This is a genomic window from Pseudomonas sp. OTU5201 (assembly GCF_038440135.1).
In the GTDB taxonomy this organism is placed as follows: domain Bacteria; phylum Pseudomonadota; class Gammaproteobacteria; order Pseudomonadales; family Pseudomonadaceae; genus Metapseudomonas; species Metapseudomonas resinovorans.
In genome coordinates, this window is record NZ_JASATC010000038.1 from 1 (window position 1) to 25,396 (window position 25,396).

At 62.0% G+C, this 25,396-nt stretch carries 22 protein-coding genes; 5 read left to right on the top strand and 17 right to left on the bottom strand.

Annotation, left to right across the window (positions count from 1 at the left end):
* Positions 1–172: 172 nt before the first annotated feature.
* From nqrM to AAHM40_RS21005, 10 genes are all read right to left on the bottom strand, one after another.
* Entirely contained in the window at positions 173–400 is a 228-nt protein-coding gene (gene nqrM, locus AAHM40_RS20960) for a (Na+)-NQR maturation NqrM (protein WP_342246370.1), read from the bottom strand.
* Positions 401–402: 2 nt separating this feature from the next.
* Complete coding sequence (locus AAHM40_RS20965; RefSeq protein ID WP_342246371.1) at positions 403–1,413, bottom strand: FAD:protein FMN transferase; 1,011 nt, start codon at positions 1,411–1,413, stop codon at positions 403–405.
* Positions 1,406–2,632 (bottom strand): NADH:ubiquinone reductase (Na(+)-transporting) subunit F, encoded by a 1,227-nt coding sequence (nqrF, locus tag AAHM40_RS20970; protein WP_342246372.1) that lies wholly within the window; start codon positions 2,630–2,632, stop codon positions 1,406–1,408. Before nqrF ends, AAHM40_RS20965 begins: the two co-directional genes overlap by 8 nt.
* Before the next feature lie 9 nt (positions 2,633–2,641).
* The gene (nqrE, locus tag AAHM40_RS20975) at positions 2,642–3,250 is read right to left on the bottom strand and encodes an NADH:ubiquinone reductase (Na(+)-transporting) subunit E (protein ID WP_342246373.1); all 609 of its coding nucleotides are present in this window, start codon (positions 3,248–3,250) and stop codon (positions 2,642–2,644) included.
* Positions 3,250–3,924 carry an NADH:ubiquinone reductase (Na(+)-transporting) subunit D gene (locus tag AAHM40_RS20980; protein ID WP_342246374.1) on the bottom strand — a complete coding sequence of 225 codons (675 nt, stop codon included), beginning with the start codon at positions 3,922–3,924 and terminating at the stop codon, positions 3,250–3,252. The genes nqrE and AAHM40_RS20980 overlap by 1 nt, the downstream gene beginning before the upstream one ends.
* Positions 3,921–4,709 carry a Na(+)-translocating NADH-quinone reductase subunit C gene (locus AAHM40_RS20985; RefSeq protein WP_342246375.1) on the bottom strand — a complete coding sequence of 263 codons (789 nt, stop codon included), beginning with the start codon at positions 4,707–4,709 and terminating at the stop codon, positions 3,921–3,923. Before AAHM40_RS20985 ends, AAHM40_RS20980 begins: the two co-directional genes overlap by 4 nt.
* Complete coding sequence (locus tag AAHM40_RS20990) at positions 4,702–5,913, bottom strand: NADH:ubiquinone reductase (Na(+)-transporting) subunit B (protein ID WP_342246376.1); 1,212 nt, start codon at positions 5,911–5,913, stop codon at positions 4,702–4,704. The genes AAHM40_RS20985 and AAHM40_RS20990 overlap by 8 nt, the downstream gene beginning before the upstream one ends.
* A gap of 1 nt (position 5,914) precedes the next feature.
* Positions 5,915–7,252, bottom strand: a complete 1,338-nt coding sequence (locus tag AAHM40_RS20995) for a Na(+)-translocating NADH-quinone reductase subunit A (protein ID WP_342246377.1) — start codon at positions 7,250–7,252, stop codon at positions 5,915–5,917.
* Between the two features lie 327 nt (positions 7,253–7,579).
* Positions 7,580–8,977 carry an amino acid permease gene (locus tag AAHM40_RS21000; RefSeq protein ID WP_342246378.1) on the bottom strand — a complete coding sequence of 466 codons (1,398 nt, stop codon included), beginning with the start codon at positions 8,975–8,977 and terminating at the stop codon, positions 7,580–7,582.
* Positions 8,978–9,070: 93 nt separating this feature from the next.
* Positions 9,071–10,537: a glyceraldehyde-3-phosphate dehydrogenase gene (locus AAHM40_RS21005; RefSeq protein ID WP_342246379.1), complete on the bottom strand. Its 1,467-nt coding sequence runs from the start codon at positions 10,535–10,537 to the stop codon at positions 9,071–9,073.
* A gap of 137 nt (positions 10,538–10,674) precedes the next feature.
* Between AAHM40_RS21005 and mfd the strand changes: the two genes are divergently transcribed.
* From mfd to AAHM40_RS21020, 3 genes are read left to right on the top strand one after another with little or no spacing between them, the layout of a single operon-like run.
* The gene (gene mfd, locus AAHM40_RS21010; protein ID WP_342246380.1) at positions 10,675–14,115 is read left to right on the top strand and encodes a transcription-repair coupling factor; all 3,441 of its coding nucleotides are present in this window, start codon (positions 10,675–10,677) and stop codon (positions 14,113–14,115) included.
* 34 nt (positions 14,116–14,149) lie between these two features.
* The gene (locus tag AAHM40_RS21015) at positions 14,150–14,671 is read left to right on the top strand and encodes a CsiV family protein (protein ID WP_342246381.1); all 522 of its coding nucleotides are present in this window, start codon (positions 14,150–14,152) and stop codon (positions 14,669–14,671) included.
* A gap of 6 nt (positions 14,672–14,677) precedes the next feature.
* Complete coding sequence (locus AAHM40_RS21020; RefSeq protein ID WP_342246382.1) at positions 14,678–17,308, top strand: DEAD/DEAH box helicase; 2,631 nt, start codon at positions 14,678–14,680, stop codon at positions 17,306–17,308.
* A gap of 99 nt (positions 17,309–17,407) precedes the next feature.
* Here AAHM40_RS21020 and AAHM40_RS21025 read toward each other — a convergent pair whose 3' ends face one another.
* The 4 genes from AAHM40_RS21025 to AAHM40_RS21040 are packed head-to-tail and all read right to left on the bottom strand — an operon-like array spanning position 17,408 to position 20,436.
* Positions 17,408–18,145, bottom strand: coding sequence for an S-methyl-5'-thioinosine phosphorylase (locus AAHM40_RS21025; protein ID WP_342246383.1), 738 nt, complete (start codon positions 18,143–18,145; stop codon positions 17,408–17,410).
* A gap of 9 nt (positions 18,146–18,154) precedes the next feature.
* Positions 18,155–19,153 (bottom strand): beta-N-acetylhexosaminidase, encoded by a 999-nt coding sequence (gene nagZ / locus AAHM40_RS21030; protein ID WP_342246384.1) that lies wholly within the window; start codon positions 19,151–19,153, stop codon positions 18,155–18,157.
* Between the two features lie 9 nt (positions 19,154–19,162).
* Positions 19,163–19,687 carry a L,D-transpeptidase gene (locus AAHM40_RS21035; protein ID WP_081668104.1) on the bottom strand — a complete coding sequence of 175 codons (525 nt, stop codon included), beginning with the start codon at positions 19,685–19,687 and terminating at the stop codon, positions 19,163–19,165.
* A gap of 44 nt (positions 19,688–19,731) precedes the next feature.
* Positions 19,732–20,436 carry a TetR/AcrR family transcriptional regulator gene (locus AAHM40_RS21040; RefSeq protein WP_342246385.1) on the bottom strand — a complete coding sequence of 235 codons (705 nt, stop codon included), beginning with the start codon at positions 20,434–20,436 and terminating at the stop codon, positions 19,732–19,734.
* A gap of 229 nt (positions 20,437–20,665) precedes the next feature.
* On the opposite strand from AAHM40_RS21040, the gene lexA reads away from it, so the two are divergent.
* Positions 20,666–21,277 (top strand): transcriptional repressor LexA, encoded by a 612-nt coding sequence (lexA, locus tag AAHM40_RS21045; protein ID WP_342246386.1) that lies wholly within the window; start codon positions 20,666–20,668, stop codon positions 21,275–21,277.
* A gap of 10 nt (positions 21,278–21,287) precedes the next feature.
* Positions 21,288–21,761 carry an SOS-induced cell division inhibitor SulA gene (sulA, locus tag AAHM40_RS21050; protein WP_342246387.1) on the top strand — a complete coding sequence of 158 codons (474 nt, stop codon included), beginning with the start codon at positions 21,288–21,290 and terminating at the stop codon, positions 21,759–21,761.
* 82 nt (positions 21,762–21,843) lie between these two features.
* Here the strand turns inward: sulA and AAHM40_RS21055 are convergent, their stop codons facing one another.
* From AAHM40_RS21055 to topA, 3 genes are all read right to left on the bottom strand, one after another.
* The gene (locus AAHM40_RS21055; protein WP_028629479.1) at positions 21,844–22,077 is read right to left on the bottom strand and encodes a hypothetical protein; all 234 of its coding nucleotides are present in this window, start codon (positions 22,075–22,077) and stop codon (positions 21,844–21,846) included.
* A 71-nt stretch (positions 22,078–22,148) separates the two neighbouring features.
* On the bottom strand, positions 22,149–22,667 hold the full coding sequence (locus AAHM40_RS21060; protein WP_342246388.1) for a DUF6586 family protein: 519 nt from the start codon (positions 22,665–22,667) through the stop codon (positions 22,149–22,151).
* Between the two features lie 66 nt (positions 22,668–22,733).
* The gene (topA, locus tag AAHM40_RS21065; protein WP_342246389.1) at positions 22,734–25,340 is read right to left on the bottom strand and encodes a type I DNA topoisomerase; all 2,607 of its coding nucleotides are present in this window, start codon (positions 25,338–25,340) and stop codon (positions 22,734–22,736) included.
* Positions 25,341–25,396 lie beyond the last annotated feature (56 nt).

Sequence of the window (25,396 nt, forward strand, 5' to 3'; positions counted from 1 at the left end):
GGACCTATCCCAACCCCCCCCCCCCCCCCCCCCCCCCCGCCCCCCCCCCCCCCCCCCCCCCCCCGGCAAGGTCCGCGGCTCTCGATACCGCGGAATTCGGAACCTGTTTCGACGATCCCGGGCGGGACCTTGAACTGGCGTGCAGCTTAGCCGAGCCGCTTGGCGCTGCACATTAGCGCTTGGTCGCGTCGTAGGCGAGGTTTGAATCCACTACATCGCCCTCGCGGCTTACCTCTTCGCACTTCTCGCGATTGCCGCCACAAATCGAGCATTCCTTCTCGATGCCGAGGTTGGCGATACCACCGCAGGATCCGGCAATGGGCTTGCGCCCCATGATCACGCCCACGGCCATGCCCAGCACTACCAACAGCATGATCAGAAATACCAGCAAAAAGGTCATGTTCAGTTCTCCTCATTCTCGAACAGCTCGCGGAAGCGGCTGCTGCCATGGCTGGCGAAGCCCTGCCCTACGCGGGTCACGAAAAAGGCGGCGATGCCATGACGCTCAGCATAGGCTTCGCCCGCCTCCGGCCCCAGCACCATCAACAAGGTGGACAGACCGTCCGCCCTCAGCGCGGACTGATCCACCACCGTGACCGCAGCCAGGTTGTGGCTGATCGGCGCCCCCGTAGACGGATCGAGGGTGTGGGAAAATCGCTTGCCGTCCTTCTCGAAATAGTTGCGATAGTCGCCCGAGGTAGATACGCCGAGCCCATCGAGCTGGATGATTTTCTGCGCTACCTGGCGATCGTCCCGCGGCGCTTCTATGGCGATTCGCCAGGGCGAGCCATCAGGTTTGCGGCCAACAGCCTTCAACTCGCCGGTGATTTCCACCAGGGTGCTGCCAACGCCCAACTCTCCCAAGCGCGTAACCACGCGATCGACCGCATAGCCGGCGGCAATGCTGTTGAAGTCCAGTTGCACCGGCGCGTCCTTGCACAGCTCCTGGCCACGAATCGACAAGTGCTGCTGGCCGACCCCGGCCTTCGCGAGAGCGATAGCTTCGGCAGTGGGTACCTGCTCGCCACGGGATTGCGAGCCGAAGCCCCAAAGGTTGAGCAGCGGTTCCACGGTCATATCGAAGGCGCCGTCGCTGTCCTTCGACAATTCAGCTGCGAACGACACCAGTTCCAGCATCGGGGCCGGCAGTGCCATGCAACTGCCGCTCGGCAAGGCATTGAAGCGCTCCACGTCGGAATCGGCGCGGTAGGTGGACATCTGACGATCGATCTCCGCCAGGATGCCTTCCACCTCGCGACGGGCCTGTTCGACCGTAGGGCCGGAAGCGCTGCGTACGTACTTCACCGAGTAGCTGCTGCCCATGGTCGGGCCACCGAACTGCTCCAGCGAGTCGCCATCGCAGCCAGCCAATAGCAGGCTGGCCGCGAGCAGCGAAACGAGCGCCCTAGCCACCAAAGTCGTCCAGCAGGATGTTCTCCCGCTCAACGCCCAGATCCAGCAGCATCTTAATCACGGCGGCGTTCATCATCGGCGGGCCGCACATATAGAACTCGCAATCCTCAGGGGCCGGGTGGTCCTTGAGGTAGTTCTCGAACAGCACGTTGTGGATGAAGCCCTTGAGGCCGGTCCAGTTATCTTCCGGCTGCGGATCGGACAGCGCCAGGTGCCACTGGAAGTTGGGGTTCTCTGCCTGCAGCTGGTCGTACTCTTCAGTGTAGAAAGCCTCGCGCAGTGAGCGTGCGCCGTACCAGAAGCTGATCTTGCGCTTGGAACCCAGACGCTTGAGCTGGTCGAAAATGTGCGAGCGCATGGGCGCCATGCCTGCACCGCCGCCGATGAAGACCATCTCGGCATCGGTGTCCTTGGCGAAGAACTCGCCGAAGGGGCCGTACACGGTGACCTTGTCGCCCGGCTTGAGGCTGAAGACCCAGGACGACATCTGCCCCGGCGGCAGGTCATCTTTGCCCGGTGGCGGAGAGGCAATACGGATGTTGAACTTCACGATGCCCTTTTCGTCCGGGTAGTTGGCCATGGAATAGGCACGGATCACGGTCTCGTCGACCTTGGATACGTACTTCCATTGGTTGAACTTGTCCCAGTCGCCACGGTACTCGGGCTGGATGTCGAAGTCCTTGTAGGCCACCTGGTGGGGCGGGCATTCCAGCTGCACATAACCGCCGGCGCGGAAGTCCACGCTTTCCCCTTCCGGCAGGCGCAAGGTCAGCTCCTTGATGAAGGTGGCGACGTTGGGGTTGGACTCCACCGTGCATTCCCACTTCTTCACGCCGAAGACTTCTTCCGGCACTTCGATGTGCATGTCCTGCTTCACCGGCGTCTGACAGGAGAGGCGCCAGCCTTCTTTCGCCTGACGACGGGTGAAGTGGGATTCTTCGGTCGGCAACATCTCACCGCCACCACTTTCGACGACGCACTTGCACTGGGCGCAGGTGCCACCGCCGCCGCAGGCGGAAGACAGGAAGACGTTGTTGGATGCCAGGGTCTGCAGCAGCTTGCCGCCGGCGGGCACGGTAATGGTCCGCTCGCCGTTTATCACGATGTTCACGTCGCCGCTGGACACCAGCTTGGCGCGAGCCGCCAGGATGATCACCACCAGTCCCAGGACGATGGCTGTGAACATGCCGATGGCGAGAAAGATTTCGAAACTCAGCATGTCCGGTCCTTAGAGCTGCACACCAGAAAATGACATGAAGCCGAGCGACATCAGGCCGATGGTGATGAAAGTGATGCCGAGGCCCTGCAGACCATCGGGGACATCGCTGTATTTCAGCTTCTCACGGATGCCAGCCAGCATCGCGATGGCCAGGGCCCAGGAGAAACCGGAGCCGACGCCGTAGACCATGCTCTCACCCAGGTTGTAGTCGCGTTCTACCATGAACAGCGAACCGGCCATGATGGCGCAGTTCACCGTGATCAGCGGCAGGAACACACCGAGGGCGTTGTAGAGCGAGGGTACGTACTTGTCGAGCAGCATCTCGAGGATCTGCACGATGGCCGCGATCACACCGATGTAGCTGAGCAAGCCGAGGAAGGACAGGTCCACATCCGGCAGGCCGGCCCAAGCAAGCGCGCCATCCTTCAGCAGCAGGCTGTACAACAGGTTGTTGGCCGGCACGGTGATGGCCTGCACCACGATCACCGCGATACCGAGGCCAATGGCCGTTTCTACCTTCTTCGAGATGGCGATGAAGGTGCACATGCCCAGGAAGAAGGCCAGCGCCATGTTCTCGACGAATACGGCCTTCACGAACAGGCTGAGGTAATGCTCCATCAGTAGGCCTCCTTGTTGGATACCTGGGGCGCGATCTTGTAGGCCGGTGCCTCCTTCTGTTCAGTCTTCCAGCTACGCAGGGCCCAGATGATCAGACCGATCAGGAAGAACGCCGAGGGCGGCAGCAGCAACAGCCCGTTGGGTTGGTACCAACCGCCATCGTTGATCACCGGCAGGATCTCGTAGCCCAGCAACTTTCCAGCACCGAACAACTCGCGAACGATGCCGAGGACGATCAGCATGGCGCTGTAGCCAAGGCCGTTACCAATGCCATCGAAGAAGGACAACAGCGGCGGGTTGGCCATGGCGAAGGCTTCCGCACGCCCCATCACGATGCAGTTGGTGATGATCAGGCCGACGAACACTGACAGCTGCTTGGACAGGCTGAAGGCGTAGGCCTTAAGCACCTGATCCACCACTATTACCAGCGAGGCGATGATCACCATCTGCACAATCATGCGGATCGAGCTGGGGATCTGGCTGCGGATCATTGAAATGAACAGGTTGGAGAAGCCGGTCACCAGCGTCAGGGCGATGGACATCACCAGCGCGGTCTTCAGGTTGGAGGTGACCGCCAGCGCCGAGCAGATCCCGAGGATCTGCAAGCCGATGGGATTGTTGTGCAGGATCGGGTCCAGCAGGACCGACCGGATAGTGGGTTGCGCCATGCTCATGCCTCCCCGTTATTCAGCTTGACCAGGAATGGGCCGAAGCCGTTCTTGCCCAGCCAGAAATGCAGCAGGTTGTTGACGCCCTTGCTGGTCAGCGTGGCGCCGGCCAGGCCGTCGACCTGGTGACTGGCGTTCGGCGACTGCGCGTCGACACTGCCCTTGATGATCTGGATGGCCAGTTGGCCTTGCTCATCGAACAGGCTCTTGCCGTTCCACAGCGCCTTCCATTTAGGATTGTCCACTTCGCCACCGAGGCCCGGGGTTTCGCCGTGCTGGTAGAAGCCGAGGCCGACCACGGTATTGAGATCGCCCTTGAGCGCGAGGAAGCCGTACAGGGTCGACCAGAGACCGTAGCCACGTACGGGCAGGATCAGCGTCTGCAGCTGGCCATCCTGCTCCACCAGGTAAACGGTGGCAAAGCGCTCGCGGCGCTTGATGGAGGCAATGTCTTGCTCAGCCGACAGCGCGTCGGACAGCTTCGGGTCCTTGGCGGCTTTCAGCGGGTCGAACCCGGCGGCCTGGATGTCGACAGAGAAGTCGCCGCTGTTCAAGTCGACCACCTTGGCGGAGATGCGTTCAGCGTAGAGTTTCTTGACCTCATCGGCAGACATGCCCGGCTGCGCCAGACCCGCGATGGTCAAAATGCTGCGCTGCTTATCCAGCTCGCGGTTTTCCACCTGAATCGGCTTCAGCGCAACGGCTCCGCCTGCCACGAATACGGAACACACCAAGCAGACCACCAGGGCCACCATCAGGGTGCGGACAGTGGATTCTTTCTGATTAGCCATTGCGTGCCAGCCTCCGCTTGATATTGGCCTGGACGACGAAATGGTCGATCAGCGGCGCGAACAGGTTGGCGAAGAGAATCGCCAGCATCATGCCTTCCGGGAAGGCCGGGTTGACCACACGGATCAGCACTACCATCAGGCCGATCAGCGCACCAAACAGCCACTTGCCGGTGTTGGTCATGGACGCGGACACCGGGTCGGTCGCCATGAACATCATGCCGAAGGCGAAGCCACCCAGAACCAGGTGCCAGTACCAGGGCATGGCGAACATGGGGTTGGTATCTGAACCAATCGCATTGAACAGCCAGGTGGTAGCGATCATGCCCAGCATCACGCCGGCGACGATACGCCAGGACGCAATGCGGGTGACCAGCAGCACACCACCACCGATCAGGATGGCCAGAGTGCTGGTTTCACCGATGGAGCCGTGAATAGTGCCAAGGAAGGCATCCATCCAGGTGATGCCGTGGCCAATGATGTTGTCGACGCCGCCGGCAGCCCCGAGGCTCAGCGAAGTCGCGCCAGCAAATCCGTCTACTGCGGTCCAGACCGCATCGCCGGAAATCTGCGCCGGGTAGGCGAAGAACAGGAAGGCGCGGCCGGCCAACGCCGGGTTGAGGAAGTTCTTGCCGGTGCCGCCGAAGACTTCCTTGCCCAGCACGACGCCGAAGCTGATGCCCAGCGCGACCTGCCAGAGCGGGATGCTTGGCGGAAGGGTCAGGGCGAACAGCACAGAGGTGACGAAGAAGCCTTCATTCACTTCATGGCGGCGAATGGAGGCAAACAGCACTTCCCAAAAGCCGCCGACGATGAAGGTCACGGCGTAGATCGGCAGGAACCAGGCGGCCCCCTGGATGAAGTTGTCCCACAGGCTATTCGGGTCGAACCCGGCCAGGGAACCGATCAAGGCGAAGCGCCAGCCTTCCTGCGCAGCCAGCAGGTCAGGACTCTGCGCAAAGACCAGATTGGCCTGGTAGCCAACGTTCCACATGCCAAAGAACATGGCCGGGAAGGTGCAGAGCCAAACGGTGATCATCATGCGCTTGAGGTCGATGCCGTCGCGCACATGTGCGGTGGTTCGGGTCACATTGGCGGGACGATAGAAGAAGGTGTCTACCGCCTCGTACAGGGCGTACCACTTTTCATAGCGGCCGCCCTGCTCGAAGTTGTGCTCGATCCGGTCGAGGAATTTACGCAGGCCCATGTCAGCCCTCCTTCTCAATACGGCTGAGGTTGTCCCGCAGGATGGGGCCGTACTCGTACTTGCCGGCGCAGACATAGCTGCACAGCGCCAGGTCTTCTTCATCCAGCTCCAGGCAGCCGAGCTTCTGCGCCATCTCGGTATCGCCGACGATCAGGTAGCGCAGGAGTTGGGTAGGCAGAATATCCAGGGGCATTACTGCTTCGTAGTTGCCCACCGGCACCATGGCGCGCGGGCTGCCGTTGGTGCTGGTACTGAAGGCAAATTTGCGGCCACCCAGCAGCTTGGAGACGAAGATGTTCAGCACCGAGTGCTTGTTCACCCCGGCGCGCAGGTAATGCAGCAGTTCGCGGTCGTTGCCTTCGCGCAGGCAGGACACTTGTAGGTGGTAGCGGCCCAGATAGGCGCAGGCGCCACGAGATGTACGCCCCCCCAGCAGGGAGCCGGACACCACGCGGTTGGCACCTGGCTGCAGTTCGCCAGCGGTGAGCTCATCGAGACTGGCGCCAAGGCGGGCACGCACCAGACGAGGTTTTTCCACCACGGGCCCCGCCAGGGAAACTACGCGCTCAACCCAGAGGTGGCCGGTGGTGAACAGTTTGCCGATGGCGATCACGTCCTGATAACCGATGGACCAGACACTCTTGCTGGCACTGACCGGATCGAGGAAGTGGATATGGGTTCCGGGCAGTCCGGCGGGATGCGGGCCGGCAAACGACTCACTGCGAACCTGAGCCAGGCCTTCACCCGGCAGCGCGGCGCCTTCGGCCTTGCAGAGGAACACACGGGCCAGCCTGGCGAGGACCTTGAGGCCATGTTCGAAATCCGCCACATGTCCGGCAATCACGACGGCGGGATCAGCGGCCAGCGGATGGGTATCCATGGCGGTGACGAAGATGGAGCTGGGCGTGGCGTCGACGGCCGGCACACGGCTGAACGGCCGAGTACGCAAGGCGGTCCACAGACCGGAACTGATCAGGTTGTCACGCACCTGCCGGGCGTCGAGCTGGTCGAGTTGCTCGGCGGGATAGTGCGCGAAGCTGACCTCGTCATCGCCTTCGAGATCAATCACCACGGACTGCAGCACGCGCTGCTCGCCGCGATGGATGGCGCTGATCACACCAGCCCCCGGAGCGGTGTAGATCACCCCCGGGGTTTTCTTGTCGGAGAACAGCGGCTGGCCGAGCTTGACCCGATCCCCCACCTGAACGTCCATGGTCGGTTTCATGCCGTGGTAGTCGAAGCCGATGACGGCAACGCTCCGAACCGGGCGCCCAGCCTCGATTCGCTGAGCTGGCTCACCCGCCACCGGCAGGTCCAGCCCTCGCTTGATTCTGATCATTGGTTTCGCCTGAAACAGGATTTCTGTCCGAAATGCCTTGGGCCCAAGACCCAAATGCTCAGCATCGCCCCAGCGCCGGCTGGTACGAGTGAGCTGCATTTCGAACGGTTAGGCGGCGGATTATAGAGAGCTATCCCCACACCTGCCACCCAAGTCCTTTTCTTTCAGCGACTTAGGAAACCTCAGGCAACAAAGCGTCCGAATCTGAACAATGAGTCAGACGGCGATAACCGATTCACGCCTTGACCGCGAAGCGTTGGGTCAAATCTGTGCACAATAAAAAACGGGAGCCAGTGGCTCCCGCTTCCATTCGACCCGCAAGCTGTATCAGTGGGCGGTAGCCCGCCCGGCAGAGCGCTTGAAGTAATAGCAGACGCCGATCAGTGCCAGCCAGAACGGAATGGCATAGACCGAGACGTTGATACCCGGAATCATTAGCATCACACCGAGGATCAACGCCACGAAGGCCAGACACAGGTAGTTGCCCACCGGATACCAGAGTGCCTTGAAGAACGGCTGGACACCCTGCTCGTCCATGGACTTGCGGAACTTCAGGTGCGACAGGCTGATCATCGCCCAGTTGATCACCAACGCCGCCACCACCAGCGCCATCAGCAGCTCCAGGGCCTTTTGCGGGACCAGGTAGTTGACCACTACACAGAGCAGCGTAACCAGCGCCGACAGACCGATTGCCAACACTGGCACACCACGGTCGTCCACCTTCATCAGCACCTTGGGTGCATCACCCTGCTCCGCCAGACCATAGAGCATACGGCTGTTGCAGTAGACACCGCTGTTGTAGACCGACAGCGCAGCAGTCAGCACCACGAAGTTGAGGATATGCGCCGCCGTATCGCTGCCAATCAGCGAGAATATCTGCACGAACGGACTTCCGCTGTACGGATCGCCAGCAGCCCCCAGGGTCTCCAGCAGCTTGTCCCACGGATAGAGCATCAGCAGCACACTGAGCGCGCCGATGTAGAAGATCAGGATGCGGTAGATGACCTGGTTGATCGCCTTGGGGATCACCTTCTTCGGCTCGCTGGCCTCGGCCGCAGTGATGCCGATCAGCTCCAGACCACCGAAGGAGAACATGATGATGGCCAGCACCATCACCAGGCCTTCCAGGCCATTGGGGAAGAAGCCGCCATGGCTCCAGAGGTTGTCGACCGCAGCCTGCGGGCCACCTTCACCGCTGACCAGCAGGTAGATGCCGAGGACGATCATGCCGATGATGGCCACCACCTTGATCAGCGCGAACCAGAACTCCGTCTCGCCGAACGCCTTCACGTTGGCCAGGTTGATCAGGTTGATCAGCACGAAGAACACAGCAGCCGACACCCAGGTCGGCACCTCGGGCCACCAGAACTGGATGTACTTGCCTACCGCAGTCAACTCAGCCATGCCTACCAGCACGTAGAGCACCCAGTAGTTCCAGCCGGAAAGGAAGCCCGCATAACCGCCCCAGTACTTGTGGGCGAAGTGGCTGAAGGAACCGGCAACCGGCTCCTCGACGATCATCTCGCCCAACTGGCGCATGATCAGGAATGCGAAGAAGCCGGCAATGGCGTAGCCGAGAATCATCGACGGACCCGCCGACTTGAGCACCCCGGCCGAGCCCAGGAACAGGCCGGTACCGATGGCGCCGCCCAGCGCGATTAGCTGGATGTGGCGGTTTTTCAGACCCCTTTTGAGCGGCCCTTGGTGAAGGTGATGTCCTTCCATCTGGGAAATCCCCAAGCGATTCTTGTTATCCGATTACAGACGCAAAAATGAAAAACGGGAGCCCGAAAGCTCCCGTTTTCCGATTACACAGGCTTAGCGCGGGAAAGCTGGCGGGTTAACACCAGCCATATCTTCCATCACTCGAACCACCTGGCAGCTGTAACCGAACTCGTTGTCGTACCAGACGTACAGCACAACGCGGTTGTCGTTGCAGATGGTGGCCTCGGCGTCTACCACGCCAGCATGGCGTGAGCCGACGAAGTCGCTGGACACCACTTCCTGGGAAGAGACGTAATCGATCTGCTTGTGCAGGTCCGAATGCATGGCCATCTGGCGCAGGTATTCGTTGATCTCTTCGCGGCTGGTGGCCTTCTCCAGGTTCAGGTTCAGGATCGCCATGGAGACGTTCGGCGTCGGAACGCGGATCGCGTTACCGGTCAGTTTGCCCTTCAGAACCGGCAGAGCCTTGGCAGCTGCGGTGGCAGCACCCGTCTCGGTGATCACCATGTTCAGCGGAGCGCTGCGGCCGCGACGGCTGCCTTTGTGGAAGTTGTCGATCAGGTTCTGGTCGTTGGTGTACGAGTGAACGGTTTCGACGTGGCCGTTGACGATGCCGTACTGATCGTCCACTGCCTTGAGCACCGGCACGATGGCGTTGGTGGTGCAGGAAGCGGCGGAGATGATCTTGTCGTCGGCCGAGATTTCGCCGTGGTTGATGCCGTGAACGATGTTCTTCAGCGCGCCCTTGCCCGGAGCGGTCAGGACGACACGGTCGATACCCGGGCATTTCAGGTGCTGACCCAGGCCTTCGGCGTCACGCCATTTGCCGGTGTTGTCCACCAGCAGGGCGTTCTTGATGCCATAGGCGGTGTAGTCGATCGAGGCCGGATCGTTGGAGTAGATCACCTGGATCAGGTTGCCGTTGGCGCTCAGGGTGTTGTTGGCTTCGTCGATGACGATGGTGCCGTCGAACGGACCATGCACCGAGTCGCGACGCAGCAGGCTGGCACGCTTGACCAGATCGTTCTCGGCGCCCTTGCGGACGACGATGGCGCGCAGGCGCAGGCCGTCGCCGCCACCGGTCTTCTCGATCAGGATGCGCGCCAGCAGGCGGCCGATGCGGCCGAAGCCGTAGAGAACGACGTCGGTGCCTTCGCGGGCAGCGCCGTTCTGCTTGCCGACCACGTCGACCAGCTCGTCCTTAGTGAACTGCTCGATGCTGCGGCCATTACCCTCGGCCTTGAACTTGGCAACCATCTTGCCCAGGTCCACGGAAGCGGCGCCCAGCTTGAGCTCGCTCATGGCCTTGAGGATCGGGAAGGTTTCGTGGACCGACAGCTCGGCCTCGTCGGTCAGGCGGTGACGCGCAAAGCGATGGGCCTTGAGGATGGCAATCACGGAGCGGTTGATCAGGCCACGGCCATAGATCGAAGTCACAACGTTGTTGTTGCGATAGAGCTGGCCGATCATCGGAATCATGGCTTCCGCGAGGGCTTCACGATCGATCCATTCACCGAGACACTGGTCGGGCTTCTGAGTCACGGGCAGTACCTTCCACATATGTAGGGGATGAAAAAAGGGGCTACATTATGACGGCGCGCGCAGGAGCCGGCAATCAGCAGCAGCCTCAACACTGACATCCGCTAGTCGGGATAGTTACAATCCGCCGATCTTTTTCCGACCGGAGCCTCTTGCCCGTGTCCGTACTGCGCCTCCCGTCCCTCCCCTCCGCCGCCGGAAAGCAGCACTGGGGCAATCTGCCTGGTGCCGCCCTGAGCCTGGCGATCGCTGAAGCCGCCAGCGCCGGCAAGCGTTTCACGCTGCTGCTGACGGCAGACAGCCAGACCGCCGAACGCCTGGAACAGGAGCTGGCCTTTTTCGCCCCTGACCTCGACGTTCTGCACTTTCCTGACTGGGAAACCCTGCCCTACGACCTCTTCTCGCCGCACCAGGACATCATTTCCCAGCGCGTCGATACCCTTTACCGACTGCCCGAGGTCAAGCGCGGCGTGCTTGTGGTGCCCATAACCACTGCCCTGCACCGCCTTGCGCCGACACGTTTCCTGCTGGGTTCCAGCCTGGTGCTGGATGTCGGCCAGAAGCTGGACGTGGAGCAGATGCGCCTGCGCCTGGAAGCAGCCGGCTATCGCTGCGTGGATACGGTGTACGAACACGGCGAGTTCGCCGTGCGTGGCGCGCTGATCGACCTGTTCCCCATGGGCAGCGACCTGCCCTATCGCATCGACCTGTTCGACGACGAGATCGAAACCCTGCGAACCTTCGATCCGGAAACCCAGCGTTCGGTGGACAAGGTGGAATCGATCCGCCTGCTGCCGGCCCGCGAGTTCCCACTGGACAAGAAGGCCGTGACCGACTTTCGCGGCCGCTTCCGCGAGCGCTTCGACGTCGACTTCCGCCGCTGCCCTATCTACCAGGACCTGGCCAGCGGCATCACGCCGGCCGGCATCGAGTACTACCTGCCGTTGTTCTTCGAGGAAACGGCCACGCTCTTCGACTACCTGCCGACCGACACCCAGGTGTTTTCCCTGCCGGGCATCGAGCAGGCTGCCGAGCAGTTCTGGACCGACGTGCGCAATCGCTACGAGGAGCGTCGCGTCGACCCAGAACGCCCCTTGGTGCCACCCGCCGAGCTGTTCCTGCCGGTGGAAGACTGCTTCGCCCGCCTGAAAGGCTCGCCCAGGCTGGTGCTGAGCCAGGAAGACGTCGAACCCGGCGTCGGTCGCGAACGTTTCTCCGCCCGCGCCCTGCCCGACCTGGCGATCCAGGCCAAGGCCACCGAACCCCTTGCAGCTCTGCGTCGCTTTATCGAGGACTTCCCCGGCCGCGTGCTGTTCAGCGCCGAGTCCGCCGGCCGCCGCGAGGTGCTGCTGGAAATGCTGGCGCGCCTCAAGCTGCGCCCACAGGAGGTCGAGGGCTGGCCGGAGTTCGTAGCCAGCTCCGAACGCCTGGCCATTACCATCGCGCCGCTGGATGAAGGGCTGCTACTGGACGACCCGGGCCTGGCCCTGATCGCCGAAAGCCCACTGTTCGGCCAGCGGGTGATGCAGCGACGCCGCCGCGAACGCCGCAGCGACGCCGGCGACAACGTGATCAAGAACCTCGCCGAGCTGCGCGAGGGCGCACCCGTGGTACACATCGACCATGGCGTCGGCCGCTACCTTGGCCTGATCACCCTGGAGATCGATGACCAGGCCGCCGAGTTCCTCGCCCTGCAATACGCCGAGGAAGCCAAGCTCTACGTGCCGGTGGCCAGCCTGCACCTGATCGCCCGCTACACCGGCAGCGACGATGCCCTGGCACCGCTGCACCGCCTTGGCTCGGAAACCTGGCAGAAAGCCAAGCGCAAGGCCGCCGAGCAGGTGCGCGATGTCGCCGCCGAGCTGCTGGACGTCTATGCCCGCCGCGCCGCCCGCGAAGGCTATGCATTCAAGGACCCGAAGGCCGACTACGCCACCTTCTCCGCCGGCTTCCCCTTCGAGGAAACGCCGGACCAACAGGCCGCCATCGAAGCCGTGCTGGCCGACATGCTGGCGCCCAAACCCATGGACCGCCTGGTCTGCGGCGACGTTGGCTTCGGCAAGACCGAAGTCGCCATGCGCGCCGCCTTCGTCGCCGTGCACAGCGGCCGCCAGGTGGCGGTGCTGGTGCCCACCACCCTGCTCGCCCAGCAGCACTACAACAGCTTCCGCGACCGCTTCGCCGATTGGCCGGTCAGCGTGGAAGTGATGAGCCGCTTCAAGTCGGCCAAAGAAGTGGAAGGCGCTGCGCAGCAACTGGCCGAAGGCAAGATCGACATCATCATCGGCACCCACAAGCTGCTGCAGGGTGACGTGCGCTTCAAGGACCTGGGCCTGGCGATTATCGACGAGGAACACCGTTTCGGCGTGCGCCAGAAGGAACAGCTGAAGTCCCTGCGCAGCGAAGTGGACATCCTCACCCTCACCGCCACGCCCATCCCGCGCACCCTGAACATGGCGGTGGCGGGCATGCGCGACCTGTCGATCATCGCCACGCCGCCAGCGCGCCGCCTGTCGGTGCGCACCTTCGTCATGGAGCGACAGAACACTGCGATCAAGGAGGCCCTGCTCCGCGAGCTGCTGCGCGGCGGCCAGGTCTACTACCTGCACAACGAGGTGGCGACCATCGAGAAGTGCGCGGCCGAACTGGCCGAACTGGTCCCTGAAGCGCGCATTGCCGTTGGCCACGGCCAGATGCGCGAACGCGATCTCGAACAGGTGATGAGCGACTTCTACCACAAGCGCTTCAACGTGCTGGTGGCGTCGACCATCATCGAAACCGGCATCGACGTACCCAGCGCGAACACCATCGTCATCGAACGCGCCGACAAATTCGGCCTGGCCCAGCTGCACCAGTTGCGAGGTCGGGTCGGCCGCAGTCATCACCAGGCTTACGCCTACCTACTGACACCACCGCGCAAGCAGATGACCCCGGATGCCGAAAAGCGCCTGGAGGCCATCGCCAACGCCCAGGACCTGGGCGCCGGATTCGTTCTTGCCACCCACGACCTGGAAATCCGCGGCGCCGGCGAACTGCTGGGCGAAGGCCAGAGCGGGCAGATCCAGGCCGTCGGTTTCACCCTTTACATGGAAATGCTCGAACGTGCGGTGAAGGCCATACGCAAGGGCGAGCAACCGAACCTTGAGCAGCCGCTGGGCGGCGGGCCGGAAATCAACCTGAGGGTGCCGGCGCTGATTCCCGAGGATTATCTGCCCGACGTGCATGCGCGCCTGATCCTCTACAAACGCATTGCCTCAGCGGCTGACGAAGACGGCCTGAAGGAATTGCAAGTCGAGATGATCGATCGCTTTGGCCTGTTGCCCGAGCCCACCAAGCACCTGGTGCGCACGACCCTGCTCAAGTTGCAGGCCGAGAAACTCGGCATCAAGAAGGTCGATGCCGGCCCCCAAGGTGGTCGCATCGAGTTCGACGCCTCGACCTGCGTCGACCCGCTGGTACTGATCAAACTGATCCAGGGCCAGCCCAAGCGCTACAAGTTCGAAGGCGCCACCCTGTTCAAATTCCAGGTGCCCATGGAGCGCCCGGAAGAACGCTTCAACACACTCGAGGCGCTATTCGAACGCCTGACCCCGCAGTAGTCTGCGGAATGATTGCCCCTATAAGGAACAACCCATGCGTGCTATCCGAAACCTCGCCCTGCTGCTCGCCCTGCTGGCCCCGGCGGCCTTTGCCGACGGTCTCTACTCGGTGGAGATGATCCTCTTCCGCCAGGCAGGCGATCCCATCCCGGCCAGCCAGCCAGCACCGGACGACTGGGCCGCAGGCAGCCAATCCATCTCCGGCAGCGAGCGCGGCACCGCACTGGATGGCGAAGCGGCCAAGCTGAACCCCAACGCCGGCTACGAAGTGCTAATGCACAAGGCCTGGTCGCAAAACCTGTCCGCGATTCCGAACACGGTATCGGTGACGTCCGGCGAACCGCAGCTGGGGCATTACCCCGTGGAAGGTACCCTGGCACTCACCCTCGATCGCAGTGTCGACGCCCAGGCCGACTTCTGGATCAACCAATTCGACAGCAGTGGCCTGATCAGCAGCAGCGAACGCCTGCGCCAGGGTACTCGCCTGAAGAACGGCGAACTTACCTACCTTGACCACGGAAACCTGGGCATCCTGATTCGCGTTAGCCCGCTCTAAGGCACCATGAGTGCCCTGCTCGACCAATTGAGACAGCTGGAATGGCGCCTGGATTTCGATCCGGGCGCCCTTTCCCGTGGTATCAAGTACGCAACGGAAGGTCGCATCCGCCTACTGAGCCTGAGCGACAAGGCCATCGAGACGAGCTGCGAAGGCTCCGCAGGCCACGTCTACACCCAACTGATCCGCCTGGCACCGAAGGGGCTCGGAGTGGTCGGCCGCTGCAGCTGCCCGGTGAGTTTCAACTGCAAGCATTGCGTCGCCGCCATCACCCATCTGCTCAATCAGTCCGCCACGGGCTGGCAAATCCCAACGCCACCTAGCGAGCGCCAGGTGGACGACCTGCAGCCACTTCCGCACCTGATCCTCGGCAGCCATGCCCAGAGCCAGTACGACCTGCGCAGCGGACGCATGGTCGGCAGCCAGCAACACCGCGCCGGACTGGTGTTCGACTATGGTGGCGCCCACACCCACGGCAAGCCGGCGAAACCGGAACGACTGCATCACCGCAGCAATGGCGAGCGCCTTGCCATTGCCCGCCACCCGAAGGCTGAGCAGGCCTGGCGTGACACGCTGCGCCAACTGGGCTTCAAGGAAGCCCTGCGGCAGAGCTTGGCATTGCCTGCCAACAGCGCGGAGATGTTCGAGCTGCCCAGCGACGAAGACTGGCTGCACTTCATGCGAGAGAACTTACCCGCACTTCGCGAGCAGGGCTGGCACATCGACATTCGCCCGGGATTCCAGTTTGACCTCACTCAGGTCGAAGGCTGGTACGCCGAAGTGGACGAATCGCCCGGCCGCGAATGGTTTGACCTGGAGCTGGGCATTGTCGTCGAGGGTCGCCGCATCAGCCTGTTACCGGTCCTTCTGCGCCTGATCCAACGCAACCCTGAGCTGCTCGACCCGCAGAACCTCCAACGACGCAAGGACGATGACCAGTTGCGCTTACAATTGGACGCCACCCGCGCCGCGGATGGTCGCCCGCTGCAGGTGATGCTGCCGTTTTCCCGCCTCAAGCCCGTACTGACCACCCTGGGCGAGCTCTATCAACGCGATCAGGACCCAACCCAGAGTCTGCACCTGGCCCGGCCCGACGCAGCACACCTGAGCCAATTGGAAGGCCTGGACCTGCACTGGCAAGGCGGCGATGAGCTACGCGACCTGGCGCGAAAGCTGCGTGACAGCGGCAAGGCCACTATCAATCCACCCAAGGGCCTGAATGCCGAACTCCGTCATTACCAGCTCGAGGGCATCGCGTGGCTGCAGACCCTGCGGGAGGTTGGTGCCGGAGGCATCCTCGGGGACGACATGGGTCTGGGCAAAACCCTGCAGACCCTGGCCCACCTACTGCTGGAGAAGGAAGCCGGCCGCCTGGATCGCCCGACCCTGGTGGTGATGCCCACCAGTCTGATTCCCAACTGGCTGGACGAAGCCGAACGCTTCGCGCCCGATCTGCGCGCCCTAGCCCTGCACGGTCCTGGCCGCAAGAAAGCCTTCGAGCGAATGGCCGAGTATGACTTGCTACTGACCACCTACGCCCTGCTGCCCCGAGACCTGGAGCAGTTCGCGGAACTTCCGCTGCACCTGCTGATCCTCGACGAGGCGCAGTACATCAAGAACCCCACCAGCAAAGCGGCCCAGGCAGCGCGCCAACTGGAAGCACGCCAGCGACTCTGCCTCACCGGCACACCACTGGAAAACCACCTGGGCGAACTTTGGTCATTGTTCCACTTCCTGATGCCCGGCTGGCTGGGTGACAGCCAGAGCTTCCTGCGGAACTACCGCAACCCCATCGAGAAACATGGCGACGCCACCCGCCTTGCCCATCTCAATGCCCGTCTCAAGCCCTTCCTGCTGCGCCGCAGCAAGGAAGCCGTGGCCACCGAATTGCCGGCCAAGAGCGAGATCACTCAGTGGGTCGAACTCAGCGACCGCCAGCGCGATCTCTACGAAACGGTGCGCCTGGCAATGGACCACAAGGTGCGCGACGAGATCGACCGCAAGGGCCTGGCACGCAGCCAGATCGTGATCCTGGAAGCCCTGCTGAAGCTGCGTCAGGTGTGCTGTGACACCCGACTGATCGAAGAAAGCGGCGTCCGCTCACGGGGCAGCAGCTCAGGCAAGCTGGACAGCCTGATGGAAATGCTGGAGGAGCTGATCGCCGAGGGCCGCAAGGTGCTGCTGTTCTCGCAGTTCACCAGCATGCTGACGCTGATAGAAGACGAACTTCACAAGCGCGCCATCGAGTATGTGCAGATCACCGGCGACACCCGGGACCGACGCACGCCGGTAAAGCGCTTCCAGGCGGGCGAGGTGCCGCTTTTCCTGATCAGTCTCAAGGCCGGTGGCACCGGCCTGAACCTGACCGCGGCCGATACCGTGATCCACTACGACCCCTGGTGGAACCCGGCCGTGGAGCGCCAGGCAACCGACCGAGCCTATCGCATTGGCCAGGACAAGCCGGTATTCGTCTATCGGCTAATTTCACGAGGAACGGTGGAAGAAAAAATCCAGCAACTTCAGGCTCAGAAGGACGCGCTGGCGCGAGGTATTCTCGACGGTCGCGAGAAAGAAGGCTGGAGACTGCAGGAAGCGGATCTCGACGCCCTCTTCGCCCCACTGCCCCGCCTCGCGTGATTGGCAGCTCACGTGGCTGAGCGCTAACACGCCCCTTTGCGAACGGTACAGCCGCCGACAGCCATCACCGCGTGATACCTGCCGGCGGAAGACATGGCCTCAGCCTTTCAGCACATGAGCAAGGACATTGCGTACCTTGCCAATACCCTCGGCCAGCGCAGCTTCAATCTCCGCCATGGTGATGATGCCTTCCGACTTGCCGGCAGCCGGGTTCACCACCAGGGACAGACAGGCGTAAGGGAGGTTCAGCTCGCGGGCCAGCGCTGCTTCGGGCATGCCAGTCATGCCAACGATGTCACAGCCGTCGCGCTCCAGGCGGGCGATCTCGGCCACGGTTTCCAGGCGCGGACCCTGGGTACAGCCATAAACGCCGAAATCACTGTGCGGGTAGTCGCACGCGTTCAGCGCCGCTAGCAGCTTGGCACGCAGGGCTTCGTCATAGGGATGGCTGAAGTCGATATGGGTGACATGGTCCAGATCGCCCTCAAAGAAGGTGCCGACACGACCATGGCTATAGTCGATCATCTGATGGGGCACCACCAAGTGGCCGCTGCCCATGGCCGAGTGAATGCCGCCCACGGCATTCACCGCGATTACCGCCTGCGCTCCGGCATGCTTGAGCGCCCAGAGGTTGGCGCGATAGTTCACCTGGTGCGGCGGAATGCGATGCGGATGGCCATGGCGAGCGAGGAACAGCACGTCGTGCCCGGCGTACTCGCCATGGACGATACCGGCCGACGGCGCGCCGTATGGGGTATCAGGGTTGAGCAGGGCTTTCATGCTCAGGCCATCGAGCTGGGTCAGGCCTGTACCACCAATAATGGCGTAGACGGTCATGTCAGTTCCTCAATCGATCAACTGGGCTTCGCGCAGGGCGGCAACAGCCTGCAACCAGCGGGGATCCTGGCGGTATTCAGTGCCAGGGAAGGCGCGGCGGCGCATTCGCGACAGGCTGGTCGGCGGTTTGGCTCTCAAGCGCTGCAGTCGCTCCAAGGCCAACTCCGCGGAAGCGCGGTCGTTGCACACCAACCCCATGTCGCAACCGGCTGTCAGCGCAGCTTCGATGCGCTCGGCGGCATCGCCCACCACGTGGGCGCCGGCCATGGACAGGTCATCACTGAAAATGACGCCGGAGAACTTCAATTCGCCCCGCAGGATGTCCTGCAACCAGCGCCGGGAGAATCCAGCAGGCTGGGTGTCTACCTGCGGGTAGATGACGTGGGCAGGCATCATGCCGTCCAGTTCCGAGGCCAGGCGGCCGAAGGGAATCAAATCGGTCTGGCGAATCTGCTCCAGGCTGCGCTCATCAGTGGGAATCGCCACATGAGAGTCCGCCTCTGCCCAGCCGTGGCCAGGGAAATGCTTGCCGGTGGCAGCCATCCCCGCCTGTCGCAATCCGCGAATGAAAGCGCCAGCCAGGCGCGCGGCACGCTCAGGGTCGCCCTCGAAGGCACGACTGCCGACGACGGCGCTGCGCTGGTGGTCGAGGTCCAGCACCGGGGCGAAGCTGATGTCCAGGCCAACTGCGAGCACTTCGGTCGCCATCAGCCAGCCGCACTGCTCGGACAGTTGCTCGGCATTGTCGTTATCAGCCAGGGCACGCATTGCCGGCAAGCGCAGGAAGCCTTGGCGCAAGCGCTGTACACGGCCGCCTTCCTGATCGACGGCAAGAATCAGGTCTGGCCGAATAGCGCGAATCGCAGAGCAGAGTTCGCGCACCTGGCGCGGACTCTCGATATTGCGGGCAAAGATGATAAGACCGGCGACTTCCGGCTGACGGAGGATCTGCCGATCCTCGGCGGTCAGCCAGGTGCCGCCGATATCCAGCATCAGGGAACCTTGCATGAAAAATCCTTAAGAGAGTTGTGCCGTCGCCCAGACCGGGCAAGGTGCTTCGTCAATGCGTACCGCACAGTGGACGGGTACGCGGTCGAAGAGTTCCAGCACATCGACATTACGCAGACGAATGCACCCATGCGAGCGGGCTACCCCCATGGGCTCGGTATCCGGCGTACCGTGCAGATAGATATAACGGCGGAAGCTGTCCACCTTGCCAAGTCGATTGTGACCAGGCTCGCAACCGCTCAGCCAAAGGATACGACTAAGAATCCAGTCCCGCCCCGGAAAGCGCTCGTGGAGTTCGGCATTCCAGACTTCACCGGTCCAGCGCCGACCACGAAGCACTGCACCGAGGGGCAGGCCCTCGCCGATCCGGGCACGGACCTGGTGCAGCCCACGGGGGGTGCAGTTGGAACCATTCGTCTCACCTGCACCATTCAGGGCAGTAGACACAGACATGCGCAGAACCAACTGCCCCCCGGCAAAGCCGTAGAGCTGTTGGTCAGCGATAGAGATATGCAGAAGATCGAGGTTTTGCATGGGTCGCAAGCTTAGCCGATCAGCTCGCCTGCGCCCATATGGTTTTAAGCCTTGGCAGGCGCCGGGGCCTTGCTACGCGGTTTGAGCACCGCACTAGCCAGGGCTTCGTCAGTGACCCCGGTTTCGGCACGCATACCGGCAGCCAGGAACGGCACCATCAGACGCATGACCTGCTCGATCGAAGTATTCACGCCAAAGTCGTTTTCTGCCATGGCGCGCAATGCCTTGATACCCGACATACTGAAAGCAGCAGCTCCGAGCATGAAATGCACTCGCCAGAACAGCTCGAGTGGCGGAACCTTGGGAGCGGAGTCGTTCACCAGCAGCATGTAACGGCGGAAAACCTTTCCGTAAACTTCTTCGAGGTACTTGCGCAAGTGCCCCTGGCTCTGACTGAATGCAAGCCCAAGCAGACGCATGAAGATGGAAAGGTCATTGCCACTGCGGGGTTTTACCGCCAGCGCCTGCTCTACGAGCATCTCCAGCAACTCTTCAAGGCTGGCCTTGCTCTCCGCCTTGGCCTGGCGGCGGTCCAGTTCGCGCTCCAGGCTCTGGCAGAAAGGGCCGAGGAAACGCGAGAAAACTGCCTGGATCAGCGCTTTCTTAGAGCCGAAATGATAGTTCACGGCCGCCAGGTTGACCCCAGCTTTACTGGTGATCAGGCGCAACGAAGTCTCAGCAAAGCCTTTCTCCGCGAACAGCTGTTCCGCAGCATCCAGAATGCGTTCAACGGTTTCCGACTGGGCCATGGCTCCTCCGCCTGACAAACACTTGTTTGAAACATACGTTTCATCCGGTCAGCTTGTCAAGTCGTGCGCCCCACTATCTGACGCAATGGTCATCCTCCCCGCAGCCTGCGCAACAGCAGCCCTGCCGGCCCCGAACCGTAATCGCTTTTCTCTCCGTAAAAAGAAGCGTTGCCAAGGTCACGCCACTGTATATAATTCCAGTCACTGTATAAAAAAACAGAGCGCCGCCATGCTGAAACTGACGCCCCGCCAAGCCGAGATTCTCGCATTCATCAAGCGCTGCCTTGAAGATAACGGCTTCCCCCCGACCCGGGCGGAAATAGCCCAAGAACTCGGTTTCAAGTCGCCCAACGCCGCCGAAGAGCACCTCAAGGCCCTCGCCCGCAAGGGCGCCATCGAGATGACCCCGGGCGCGTCTCGCGGCATCCGCATTCCTGGCTTCGAACCTGGCAGCAACGAAGACGATGGCTTGCCGGTGATCGGCCGGGTCGCTGCTGGAGCGCCGATCCTCGCCCAGCAGAACATCGAAGAATCCTGCCGTATCAACCCTGGCTTCTTCCATCCGCGCGCCGACTACCTGCTGCGCGTTCGCGGCATGTCCATGAAGGACATCGGCATCTTTGACGGCGACCTACTGGTCGTACACAGCACCCGTGAAGCCCGCAACGGCCAGGTGGTGGTAGCTCGACTCGGCGAAGAAGTCACGGTCAAGCGCTTCAAGCGCGAAGGTGACAAGGTCTGGTTAATCGCAGAGAACCCCGAGTTCGCCCCCATCGAAGTGAACCTGGATGAGCAGGACCTGGTGATCGAAGGTTTGAGTGTCGGCGTGATCCGCCGCTAAAGGAGGCTCTATGCAGTTCCCGCAGTCGCTTGGCCGGTCTCAGCTCCCCCTGTTCCACGACGCCATCCTGGCCACCCCCGTGGTCCCGATGCTGACCGATGTAGTGGAAGAACCCCATCTGGAAGAACCGGAAGCCTTCAGCGAGCTCTCGCTACGAGGCGCCACCGGGCACTGCCGAAGCCTGCTGGGATCGGTGCTTCGGGAACTCAGCGAAGAACAGGACGCACGCTGGCTGACACTGATCGGCGCCCCCTCCGGCCTGACCCGTGACTGGTTGCGCGAATCCGGCCTGAACCGCGAACGCATCCTGCTACTGCAACCGCGCGGCGAACAAAGCGCCTTGGAACTGGCATGCGAGGCCCTGCGACTGGGCCGCAGCCACACAGTAGTGAGCTGGCTGCAACTTGGGCAAAAGGCCAAGCGCAGGCTGGCCCAAGCTGCACGCGAGGGTAGCGCGCAAAGCCTTAACATTCTTCTGGGGTGATAAAGACAGCAGGCGCTAGGTGATTCCTAGGGCCTTTGACATCAGACGGTAACCGAATCAAAGGTAGATTCAGCTCCAGAAATCAATGCAGAACGCGCGGACCGTCTTGATGATCCATGTCGCCTTCGGCCAGTCGGCCAGCCATCTGCACGCCGACGTTCAGCATGGCCTTGGCGACTTCCAGGTGATGTCCCTGAAGGAAAGCCTTGGCATCGGCAGAGAAGTCCAGCGTCACCAACGCCTCCTCGTCCTCAGCCCGGCGCAGAATAATGCGCCCATCAGGCAGCTCGACTATTTCCAGAAAGGACGTAGGCATAAGTTCAAATCTCCACGAAAGGCGACCATTGTAACAGCGAGCCGCCAGTACGCCCTAGCCCGTCGATCAAATCAGCACTCGCTCAGGGTTTCGCGGAAACGCAAGGCAAGGGATTTCAGATTCTGCCGCCAGGATTCCAGCGTCTCCCGCGACAGAGGCGCCGCCCCTTCTTCCAGACTGACGGCGGTAATCAGCGGCAGCGTGGGATCGACTTTTGCCTGCTTTGGCGCCTGCGGCGGCTGGAACAGTCCTCGATACGCCGCCAAAAGCTCAGCCAACCAGGTTTCGCTTTGCTGAGCCAGCTCCACCAGTTCAGCCAGTTCCGGACTGGGCGCGACGGCCAGCACCTCTGGGGTTAATACAAGCTCGACGCGCGGCGAATTGGCCTCGGGAAGGCGGTAGTATCCCGCGATCTCATGGCAAAGACCTAGCAACGCACCATAAAGGTGGAAGAGCGAAGCCTCACGCTCGGACTGCACCAACGCCTGGGCATTCATCGCTCTACCCTCTTCCGCCTTGCGCCAGGACTCAAGCGACAGGCCAGCGAAAAAGAGTTTCTGGTTGGTGCGGGTATAAAGCTCATGGGCCATGACGGCACCCTCCACAGGTGACTCGGGCAGTATATGCGCGCCCGGAGCCGGGCGCGCTGCAGTCGGTCAGCGCTTGTCTTCGACCTTCCACTTGCCGCCATCGTAGAAGGCGCGCCAGCCAGTGGGCTTACCCTCGACCTCGGTCTGTACGTACTGCTCCTTAGTCTTGCGACTGAATCGGATCACCGACGGACGCCCTTCAGGGTCTTTCGTCGGCGCATCCAGCAAGTAGTGGTACTTGGCGTCCAGCTCATCCTTGTGGGGGATCAGCTCCTTCACCAACGGAGCGCGGGTTTCACGATTCTTCGGGAACTGGCTGGCTGCGAGGAAAAGCCCCGAAGCGCCATCACGCAGCACATAGATATCGTCGACCTTCTCGCACTTCAGCTCAGGCATCCGGATCGGGTCGATCTTCGGCGGCGCAGCCTCGCCACTCTTCAACAGCTTGCGGGTGTTCTTGCAACTGGCATTGGTGCAGCCAAAGAACTTGCCGAAACGACCTGTCTTGAGCTGCATCTCGCTGCCGCATTTGTCGCACTCAAGGCTCGGACCTTCGTAGCCCTTGATACGATACTGACCCTGCTCGATCTCGTAGCCCGAGCAATCCGGGTTGTTACCGCAGATATGCAGCTTGCGGGTCTCGTCCAGCAGATAGGCGTCCATCGCGGTGGAACAGATCGGGCAACGGTGCTTGCCACGCAACACGCGAGATTCGGACTCCCCCTCATCATCCGCGGCGATCTCATCACCCGGCACCAGGTTGATGGTGGCCTTGCAGCGCTCCTTCGGCGGCAGACTGTAGCCGGAGCAGCCAAGGAACACGCCAGTGGACGCAGTACGGATCATCATCGGGCGACCGCAATCGCGGCAGGCGATATCGGTCAATGTCGGCTGGTTGGCGCGCATGCCATTGTCGGCGCCTTCGGCCAGCTCCAGCTTTTTCTTGAAGTCGCCGTAGAACTCGTCCAGCAGATGCTTCCAGTCGCGCTCGCCCTGAGCCACATCGTCAAGATGCTCTTCCATACCGGCGGTGAAGCCATAGTCCATCAGGTTGGCGAAGCTTTCGCTCAAACGCTCAGTGACGATATCACCCATCTTCTCCGCGTAGAAACGGCGGTTATGCACCGCCACGTAACCACGCTCCTGGATGGTGGAGATGATCGCCGCATAGGTGGACGGACGGCCGATGCCACGCTTTTCGAGTTCCTTGACCAGACTGGCCTCGGAATAGCGCGCTGGCGGCTTGGTGAAGTGCTGACTGGGCTCCAGAGTGAGCAGTTTGAGCAGCTCGCCCTCTGTCATTTCCGGCAGCACATCGTCCTCGCCCGGCTTGCTCTGCTGCGGCAGAACGCGGGTGTAACCATCGAACTTGAGGATGCGGCCCTTCGCACGAAGCTCGAACTTGCTCGCGCTGACACTGACGCTGGTGGACAGGTACTCGGCCGGCGGCATCTGGCAGGCCACGAACTGGCGCCAGATCAGGTCGTAAAGGCGCTCGGCGTCACGCTCCATGCCGGACAGCTGGTTCGGGCGCAGGTTGACATCAGATGGGCGAATCGCCTCGTGAGCCTCCTGGGCGCCTTCCTTGCTGGAATAGACATTCGCCTTGGCCGGCAGGTACTTCTGACCGAACTCACCCTCGATGAAGCCTCGCACCATGGAAATGGCGTCGGCCGAGAGATTGGTCGAGTCAGTACGCATATAGGTGATGTAGCCGGCCTCATAGAGACGCTGGGCCATCATCATGGTTTTCTTCACCCCGAAGCCCAGGCGATTGCTCGCGGCCTGCTGCAGGGTAGAAGTGATGAAGGGCGCGGACGGGCGACTGGATGTCGGCTTGTCCTCGCGCTTGGCCACGGTGTAGCTGGAGGCCTTGAGCTTCTCCAAGGCAGCCATGGCCTGGGCTTCATTGAGCGGCTTGAAGGCCTCGCCATTCTCTCGGGTCACTTCGAAGCGCACCTTGGCGCCCTTGGTGGTGGCGAGATCGGCATGCACTTCCCAGTACTCTTCTGGAACGAAGGCGCGAATCTCGCGCTCGCGCTCCACGACCAGCTTCACTGCTACGGACTGCACGCGGCCAGCGGACAGGCCGCGGGCGATCTTCTGCCAAAGCAGCGGCGAGACCATGTAGCCCACTACACGATCGAGGAAGCGGCGAGCCTGCTGGGCGTTGACACGATTGATATCGAGATCGCCGGGCTGGGAGAAAGCCTCCTGGATGGCCTTCTTGGTGATTTCGTTGAACACCACGCGCTTGTAGCGGCTGTCATCGCCACCGATGGATTCCCGCAGGTGCCAGGCAATGGCCTCCCCTTCGCGGTCCAAGTCGGTTGCGAGATAAATGGTGTCGGCATCCTTGGCCAGGCGGCGCAGTTCCTCGATCACCTTTTCCTTGCCGGGCAGGATCTCGTACTTGGCTTTCCAGCCGTGGTCCGGATCGACGCCCATACGGGCAACCAACTGGCGCTTGGCCTTTTCCTTGGCGGACAGGGCGGGAGCTTCGGCAGCGGCCTTGCCACGCTTGGCCGGCTCCTTGGCGGTACTCGCCGAACCGCTGGTGGGGAGGTCACGGATATGGCCGATGCTCGACTTCACCACGTACTGGTTGCCCAGGTACTTGTTGATGGTCTTGGCCTTGGCCGGGGATTCCACGATGACCAGCGATTTGCCCATGGATCGGTCTGTTCCTGAATGAAATATGTAAAAAGCGGGAGCCGCCTGTCGCGGCA

Bases quoted from the DNA above. Each gene is read 5' to 3' on its own strand.
- nqrM (WP_342246370.1), bottom strand. From the start codon at position 400: ATGACCTTTTTGCTGGTATTTCTGATCATGCTGTTGGTAGTGCTGGGC.
- nqrF (WP_342246372.1), bottom strand. From the start codon at position 2,632: ATGCTGAGTTTCGAAATCTTTCTCGCCATCGGCATGTTCACAGCCATC.
- nqrE (WP_342246373.1), bottom strand. From the start codon at position 3,250: ATGGAGCATTACCTCAGCCTGTTCGTGAAGGCCGTATTCGTCGAGAAC.
- AAHM40_RS20980 (WP_342246374.1), bottom strand. From the start codon at position 3,924: ATGAGCATGGCGCAACCCACTATCCGGTCGGTCCTGCTGGACCCGATC.
- AAHM40_RS20985 (WP_342246375.1), bottom strand. From the start codon at position 4,709: ATGGCTAATCAGAAAGAATCCACTGTCCGCACCCTGATGGTGGCCCTG.
- AAHM40_RS20990 (WP_342246376.1), bottom strand. From the start codon at position 5,913: ATGGGCCTGCGTAAATTCCTCGACCGGATCGAGCACAACTTCGAGCAG.
- AAHM40_RS20995 (WP_342246377.1), bottom strand. From the start codon at position 7,252: ATGATCAGAATCAAGCGAGGGCTGGACCTGCCGGTGGCGGGTGAGCCA.
- AAHM40_RS21000 (WP_342246378.1), bottom strand. From the start codon at position 8,977: ATGGAAGGACATCACCTTCACCAAGGGCCGCTCAAAAGGGGTCTGAAA.
- AAHM40_RS21005 (WP_342246379.1), bottom strand. From the start codon at position 10,537: ATGTGGAAGGTACTGCCCGTGACTCAGAAGCCCGACCAGTGTCTCGGT.
- AAHM40_RS21015 (WP_342246381.1), top strand. From the start codon at position 14,150: ATGCGTGCTATCCGAAACCTCGCCCTGCTGCTCGCCCTGCTGGCCCCG.
- AAHM40_RS21020 (WP_342246382.1), top strand. From the start codon at position 14,678: ATGAGTGCCCTGCTCGACCAATTGAGACAGCTGGAATGGCGCCTGGAT.
- AAHM40_RS21025 (WP_342246383.1), bottom strand. From the start codon at position 18,145: ATGACCGTCTACGCCATTATTGGTGGTACAGGCCTGACCCAGCTCGAT.
- nagZ (WP_342246384.1), bottom strand. From the start codon at position 19,153: ATGCAAGGTTCCCTGATGCTGGATATCGGCGGCACCTGGCTGACCGCC.
- AAHM40_RS21035 (WP_081668104.1), bottom strand. From the start codon at position 19,687: ATGCAAAACCTCGATCTTCTGCATATCTCTATCGCTGACCAACAGCTC.
- AAHM40_RS21040 (WP_342246385.1), bottom strand. From the start codon at position 20,436: ATGGCCCAGTCGGAAACCGTTGAACGCATTCTGGATGCTGCGGAACAG.
- lexA (WP_342246386.1), top strand. From the start codon at position 20,666: ATGCTGAAACTGACGCCCCGCCAAGCCGAGATTCTCGCATTCATCAAG.
- sulA (WP_342246387.1), top strand. From the start codon at position 21,288: ATGCAGTTCCCGCAGTCGCTTGGCCGGTCTCAGCTCCCCCTGTTCCAC.
- AAHM40_RS21055 (WP_028629479.1), bottom strand. From the start codon at position 22,077: ATGCCTACGTCCTTTCTGGAAATAGTCGAGCTGCCTGATGGGCGCATT.
- AAHM40_RS21060 (WP_342246388.1), bottom strand. From the start codon at position 22,667: ATGGCCCATGAGCTTTATACCCGCACCAACCAGAAACTCTTTTTCGCT.
- topA (WP_342246389.1), bottom strand. From the start codon at position 25,340: ATGGGCAAATCGCTGGTCATCGTGGAATCCCCGGCCAAGGCCAAGACC.